General features: G+C 68.8%; 6 protein-coding genes. 1 reads left to right on the forward strand and 5 read right to left on the reverse strand.

What is annotated here, in order from left to right; genetic code table 11:
• From AC1DYI_RS27380 to AC1DYI_RS27395, 4 genes are all read right to left on the reverse strand, one after another.
• Positions 1 to 219 (reverse strand): LytR/AlgR family response regulator transcription factor (locus tag AC1DYI_RS27380; RefSeq protein ID WP_477207280.1); only part of this gene is annotated, 219 nt, incomplete at its 3' end.
• Positions 216 to 1,292 carry a sensor histidine kinase gene (locus AC1DYI_RS27385; protein WP_477207281.1) on the reverse strand — a complete coding sequence of 359 codons (1,077 nt, stop codon included), beginning with the start codon at positions 1,290 to 1,292 and terminating at the stop codon, positions 216 to 218. The genes AC1DYI_RS27380 and AC1DYI_RS27385, both read right to left, overlap by 4 nt.
• Before the next feature lie 9 nt (positions 1,293 to 1,301).
• The gene (locus AC1DYI_RS27390; protein ID WP_477207282.1) at positions 1,302 to 1,937 is read right to left on the reverse strand and encodes a DUF2306 domain-containing protein; all 636 of its coding nucleotides are present in this window, start codon (positions 1,935 to 1,937) and stop codon (positions 1,302 to 1,304) included.
• A gap of 2 nt (positions 1,938 to 1,939) precedes the next feature.
• Complete coding sequence (locus AC1DYI_RS27395) at positions 1,940 to 2,815, reverse strand: DUF2306 domain-containing protein (protein ID WP_477207283.1); 876 nt, start codon at positions 2,813 to 2,815, stop codon at positions 1,940 to 1,942.
• 310 nt (positions 2,816 to 3,125) lie between these two features.
• On the opposite strand from AC1DYI_RS27395, the gene AC1DYI_RS27400 reads away from it, so the two are divergent.
• A complete protein-coding gene (locus AC1DYI_RS27400) occupies positions 3,126 to 3,299 on the forward strand; it encodes a hypothetical protein (protein WP_477207284.1) in 174 nt (57 codons plus the stop codon).
• Between the two features lie 3 nt (positions 3,300 to 3,302).
• On the opposite strand, the gene AC1DYI_RS27405 is transcribed toward AC1DYI_RS27400, so the two are convergent.
• Entirely contained in the window at positions 3,303 to 4,427 is a 1,125-nt protein-coding gene (locus AC1DYI_RS27405; protein ID WP_477207285.1) for a DJ-1/PfpI family protein, read from the reverse strand.
• Positions 4,428 to 4,544 lie beyond the last annotated feature (117 nt).

A 4,544-nucleotide genomic window follows, 5' to 3' on the forward strand; every position in this document is an offset into this window, starting at 1 on the left:
CGCTTCGACACCCGACAGGCCAGGCATGTGCACGTCGAGAAAGCAGATGTCGGGCTGCTCAGCCTCGTACATCTCGACCGCCTCGCGGCCGTTGCGCGCCTGGGCCACGATCCGCAGCTCGGGCCAGGCCTGCTCCAGCATGCGGGTCAGCTCTTCACGCAGCAAAGGTTCGTCGTCGGCGATCAACGCCGTCGGGCACGGCGGCCAGGCGGGGCTCATGCGCCACCTTTCTGCGCCGGGAAGTCCAGCTCGGCGCACACGCCGTGCGGCACGACACCGGTCAAGCTCAGCCGCGCATCGCCGCCGAAGGCCAGCTGCATGCGCTCACGCAGCGTCGACAGCCCGGTGCCCAGGCCGCCGCCGCCTTGCTGCAGGCCCACGCCGGTGTCGATGACGCGGGCGCTGCAGCGCCCTTCGCGCTGCGCGATGTTCACCTCTATGCGACCGCCCTCTTCACTCGGGTCGATGCCGTGGCGCACGGCGTTCTCGACCAAGGTCAACACGGCCATCGGCGGGCAGCGCAGGTTGAGCGCGGTCTCGTCGGTGTGCAGGCTGAATTGCAGGCGGTCCGGAATGCGCATGTGCATCAGCTCCAGGTAGGCGCGCACCAGTTGCACCTCCTGGCCCAAGGTGGTGGCGGGTTCGTCGAGCCGCGGCACCGCGGCGCGCAGGTAGGCGATCAGGCTGTCGAGCACCGCGCTGGCGCGGGGTGAGCCGGTGTTGACCAGCGCCCGCACATTGGCCAGCGTGTTGAACAGAAAGTGCGGCTGCACCTGAGCTTGCAGCAAGCGCATGCGCGCGTCCAGGGCCTGCCGTTCCAGCTCGCTGCGTTCGAGCTGGAAGGCCAGCGCCTGGTGGCGCGCCAGGTCGTCACGCTGCCGCACCATGGCCCCCAAAGCCACCCACGGGCCGAACAGAATGCCACTGAAGCACATGCCGAAGAAGCCCGACACGCGCAGCGGCTCCCCAGCGAAATTCGGGTGGCCACCGGTCGTCCAGTAGTAGGCCAGCAAGGCGCCGAAGGGGATGGACACCACCACGCCGATCAGCTGCCACACCCAGCGCGCCAGCCAGCCCGGCAAGCGCGCAGGCCATTGCTCGCACAGGCCGAAGACGAGCATCGCCAGCAGGCCGGCGGTGATGGCGCGGGCCACCCAGGTGCTGGCCGGCGTGACGGAGCCGATGCTGTGCATCAACCCCAACGGCACCGCGAAGATCAGCGTGGTGCGCACGCGGGGCCAGCTCAGCATGCGGCCCAGGCCACGCGGCGGTGAGGTGTCGGCAGCAATCATGCAAAGCGGTCAGGGGTGAAGGCGGCGCCGCGCACGCAGCACTCGGGCCAGCCAGTAGATCATGGCCAGAACGACCAGCAGCACAGGGATCGCCAGGAGCTGTGATTGCCGCACCGGCGCCGGAAACAGCTTGGCCTGGCCGAGGAAGAACGACCCGGTGGCCATGAACATCGCAAAGCACATGCGCCACAGGTGCCGCGCGATGCGCGGCGCCCCCTGCAGACCACCCTTCGCCTTCATGCGCCAGTCGCCGTGCGCAGCCAGCAGCGCAAAGCCGCCGAAGACCAGATAGATCGCGCTCTGCTTGCCAGCGACCAGCAGCTCGGCCCCATGCAGCACGCTGTAGAGCCCGACGGCCAGGCCGAGCAACATCGCCGCTGTGTCGATCCATTGGTAGCGCGGCGTCGGGCGCCGCACGGTCAGCATGCCGGTGGCCACCATGTAGAAGGTCAGCATGCCGCCGACGACCGACAGCGGCTCCAGCTTCATCGCCGCCATCAGCGCGCCGCTGCCGGACATGAACAACATCGCGTAGACGAACACCCGACCACTCTCGCGGTGCAGGCGCTGCCCTTTGGTGGCGCAGAGCGCCAAGGCGCCGGCGGCCAGGCTCAGCAAGCCAGCCAGGATGTGAAGCACGATCATCTTCAGCCTCCGTGCATCCTCGGCAGCCACATGATCAGCGACGCCGCACCGATGCCCAAGGCGGTCAGCAGCGTCAGCCCGGCCAGGCCGGCGGCCATCGCCAGGCGGGTGCGCGGGCCGGCCCGCTCGCGGGTCCGGAAGTAGGCCTCCAGCACCACCAGCGGCAGCAGGTACTGCGCGAACCCGAGGAAGGTGAGGAACGGGCCAGTGAAGGTCTTCGGGTCGAAGCCGGCCGGGCCCTGGTTCAGCACGATCCAGGCCATCAACCCGATGCGGAAGAACCAGACCCCGCTGACCGCGAGGAACAGCCGCAACGCCCAGCGGCGATGCTGCTCGAAGCGCCGCGCCAGCGCGAGGCGCCAGGCGACAGCCGCAAACGCGATGATCAGCACCCCGTTGAGGCTGACGGCCAGGTGTTGCGGCAGATCGCCCACCGTCTTGCGCGTCCAGGCCATCAGCAAACCGCTGAGGCCCATCAGCAGCGCCGACAAGACATAGAACCGGCCGTTCCAGCGATGCACCGCCGGCATGCGGCGACGCACCACCGGCAACAGCTGAACCACGGCGCTGAGGATGATCAGCACCGTGAACGCCAGATGCAGCCCGGTCAACAGGTTGGCTGCCGTGTCGCCCGGCACCCAGCCGTGCGGCAGCACCTTGTTCCAGTGCTCGGGCTGCCCGGCCACGGCCGCCCGCCCGTAGAAGCTCAGCACGTAGGCCGTGAACATCAGCTGGCCAGCCACGGCGACAGCGCACCAGGCGGTGGCTGCCCAGGGCAGTGCGCGGTCGGCCAGTCGGCTCAGCGCATCGGAACCCGCCGCCGGTGCGGCCGGGGTGGGCATGCCAGCCAGCGCGGCTGGGCTGAACGAAGAGGGCATCGGTCGTCTCCTGCGGTGCTTGTTGCCGGCACTTTGAAGACGGACTTCGGGCGCCGGTGCTGCGCAGTGTGTCGAGCGTCAGGCCGCGCCCAAAGTGGTTTCAGACCGGTGACGGGCCATGGGTGCCCAGCCACGATCGGGGACGACGAGCGACGACGCTTTGTTCCGCGTTTTTTGCGCTGGCGGCTGCGACCGGTAGGACCCGACCTACGCCAGCGTCCGCCATCCGCCGATCGGCCGCAGCGCCGTGCTTGACTAGAGTCGGCAGGAAGCCCGCGCCGCGGCCCGGGTCATCGAAAGGAGCTTCACCATGTCATTCGCGCTGTATCTGATCGGGCTGCTGCTGCTCGTCGCGGGCATCGCCTGGGGCCTGAGCATGACCGGGCTGGCGCCCGTCTACATCGGGGTCGCCAGCGTCATCGTGCTGGGCGTCGGGATCATGATGGCCGTGTCGCGCACGCGGGCCAAAGACCCGCCGGCCTGACGCTCATCGCGCGGGCCGGGGATATTCCAGCTGCAGGCTGACGAAGTCGGCAGTCGCCCGGCCATAGCGCCGGGCGATGTCGTTCAGCGTACGGTCGAGTGCCCGTGCCGGCTCGGCGGCCACGAGTGGCTGCTGCAAGCGCCCGGCTGCCGGCCCACCCGGCAGTTGCGGCAGGATGGTGATGCCGCCCTGCGAGTGAACCGGGTCGACAGTGGCCGCTGTCGCCGAAACATGCGCCCTCATCGTGCGCCCCAACGCATCGGCTGTCAGCGCCAAGGCGATCTCATCGACCCCGGGTGCGACCGGCAGTTCGATCTCATCGTGCGTCGACAACCAGTGATTGCGCGCGTAGATGGCGATGTCTTGCAACCCCAAATGAAAGCCCTCGCTGGCATGGGCGCTGTCCCAGCGGTCCACGCCCAGCCGCCGTGCCAGTTCCGCCGCCGTGTCATGGCCACCAATGGCCTCGACCAGGGCCAGAGACAAGGGCAGCGCCGCAGTCACGCCGGCACTTGAGATCACCGCGCCGTCGTCGACATAGCGCACGTTCTTCAGCCAACGCGTGTCCGGGTACTCGGTTTCGCGCATCGATTGGGTAGCCCAATGGCCTGTCGCCCGGTGGCCCTTGAACAGGCCCGCCTCGGCGACCACCAGGGCCCCGTCGCAGATGCTGACGACGATCGCGCCTTTGGCCGCCTGGCCTTGCAGCCAGCGCAGCAGACGCGGGTCGGCGCGGTTTTCCATCAGCACAGCGGGAACCACCACATAGTCCGCGCCTCGTGCGTGGCCCTCGTCGAACTGGTCGATCGTCTCGTCCGCCTGCAAGGTCAAGCCGGGCCGCATCTGGATCGGCCCCGAGTCGGTCGCCACTGCCACCACCTCGGCCACGCCGGAGCGGCGCAACACACCGTACGGCACCAGAAAATCGACCAGCTCGGTGCCCGCGTTGTGCCCCACCACGGCCACCAGTGGGCGTTCGTGGCCCGGTCGTGGCCGATACGGCGTGACATGCTCGGCCGCGTCCTGGCTGGCAGCCGGCGATGGCGTGGAGGGCAGCTCGCTGCAGCCACCGAGTGCCCAGACAAGCAACGAGAGCGCAGCGGCACGGACAGGAGAAGGAAGGTTCATCGGGTGCACGGCATGCGCCGGGGACAAAGGGACAACGCAGTGTGCTGCAGGCAACAACGGCAGAAATGACATTGATCCCTGGTTAACTGCCAAGCCGCCAAGTGCTCGACCGGCGAC

This window comes from Ideonella sp. P3_A4, from assembly GCF_056403075.1.